Below are 1,632 nucleotides of genomic sequence, written 5' to 3'. Positions count from 1 at the left end.
GAAGATCACCAAAGGCACGATGGCCCGTATTCCTGAAACAATCTCCAGTCCGGGGCTGACCGTGTGCCAGTCTGCAGCCAGTTGTCCGGCGCTGGTAGCGGCCTGCGCCGCGGCGATGATTTCCGCCGGGGAGGAGATAGCCGCCACGTACAGGCCCAGCAGCATTACCCCGATGACGGGAAACAGCGAGGCCAGGGTGACAATACCGAAACCGGACAGCCCGGAACCGCCCTTGCCAGCGGCAGCGGCGATACCGATGCCCAACGCCAGCACCAGCGGTACAGTGACCGGCCCAGTGGTAACCGCGCCAGCATCCCAGGCCAGACCAATAATCTTTGCAAGCTCAGGATCGCTGCTCATATACACCGTCAGCAGCAGAACAGGCGCCAGCGATAAATAGATCAACGGCTTCAGGCTCCATCCGTAGAGGAAGCGGAGCGTGCCGGTTACAGCGGCCAGACCGACGCTGGCCCCCACAACCAAGACCAATTCACTGGTCCACTGATTGAGTATTGCCCAGAGGTAGGGCGCGTGCTGCGCAGAAACATTCTGTCCGGCTGCACGTAGCGCGCCGATAGCGGGTTCTGCAAATGTCACCCCGATGCCCAGCAGCAGGGTAACCAGCAACACCACAGGCAGGGATAACTTGCGCGGAAGGTTGCTGCCGATTATTTCGCCGAATGGCATCAGGCCGAGTTTCAGCCCTTCCATGAACAGCATCAGCCCGACGATCACGGCGAACAGGCCTCCCGTGACAAGCAGGGAGTCCTCAACCAACTGGCGCAGGATGATGATCTGAAACAGCACCAAGTACAGGGCCAGCGGCACCACGGCGCGAAGTTGCTCCATCAGCCGGACATTGAGATAGGGTTTGAGGATGGCGGCAATCTCGCCTCCACGCAATTTCGCAGCTTTGTAAGGGGCGGCCTGCCACCGGCCATCGGCATCGCGCACTGGTGCGGATACTAGTTGGCGCATGGGTATTTCGCGGCGACCGGCCCCGATCTTATGCAAGTAGTCGGCGTAGCGAATGGAGTCTTTCATAGGGTCATCTGTTGAGGTTGATCTACGGGTTTACGACCAACAGGCGGTCTCGTATTGTCACGAGTCTGGCTAAAGTTCTGTTTTCTTTTCCTGCCACGTAGAATTTTGCCTGACTTCGGCAAGTAAGATGATGACTTAAGTCATGTTGCCGGTTCTTACCTTTCCAGTTGTCGACCCTGTACATTTCAAACCAGTCAGAATTTTCCCTTTGCTCGTGCTATCGATCCTGCAAGTCGCGTTGTCAGCTAACCGAATGGGTGCACTTTCAGGCATCACTCTGGCCGTCATTCAGCCATAGCCATTCTAAGCCCTACCGCCGCTTCAATAAGTTTTTGCGCCTGCAGTGAGACTGCCCCAGCCAACTCATCATCCCCTGCATTTTTGAGCGTTGCAGCCAAATCGAGCAGCTTCCCCACCTCGGCTTCGATCGCGCGGATGGATTCACCTATCTGATAGTGAAGCGAGTGCGCCATACCGTTAACCCTCAATCCCGATCTACTACAATTCACCGCTGCACCAAGATTACTTCATCTTTGCGCACGGCATGCCGCTCATGATTTGCTGCGCTATAGCCTCTAACCGCTCTTG

At 56.7% G+C, this 1,632-nt stretch carries 2 protein-coding genes; both read right to left on the bottom strand.

The window, feature by feature from the left end:
• Window positions 1-1,044: DUF1538 domain-containing protein (locus tag AC1DRJ_RS26935; protein ID WP_477804829.1), on the bottom strand; the 1,044-nt coding region annotated here is incomplete at its 3' end.
• Window positions 1,045-1,328: 284 nt separating this feature from the next.
• Window positions 1,329-1,517 (bottom strand): hypothetical protein, encoded by a 189-nt coding sequence (locus tag AC1DRJ_RS26930; protein ID WP_477804828.1) that lies wholly within the window; start codon window positions 1,515-1,517, stop codon window positions 1,329-1,331.
• Window positions 1,518-1,632 lie beyond the last annotated feature (115 nt).

This window comes from Pseudomonas sp. P5_B2 (assembly GCF_056400445.1).
This window is presented reverse-complemented; position numbering and strand designations above follow the sequence as displayed.

Coding starts and splice junctions, on each gene's coding strand:
- AC1DRJ_RS26930 (WP_477804828.1), bottom strand. CDS start 1,517: ATGGCGCACTCGCTTCACTATCAGATAGGTGAATCCATCCGCGCGATC.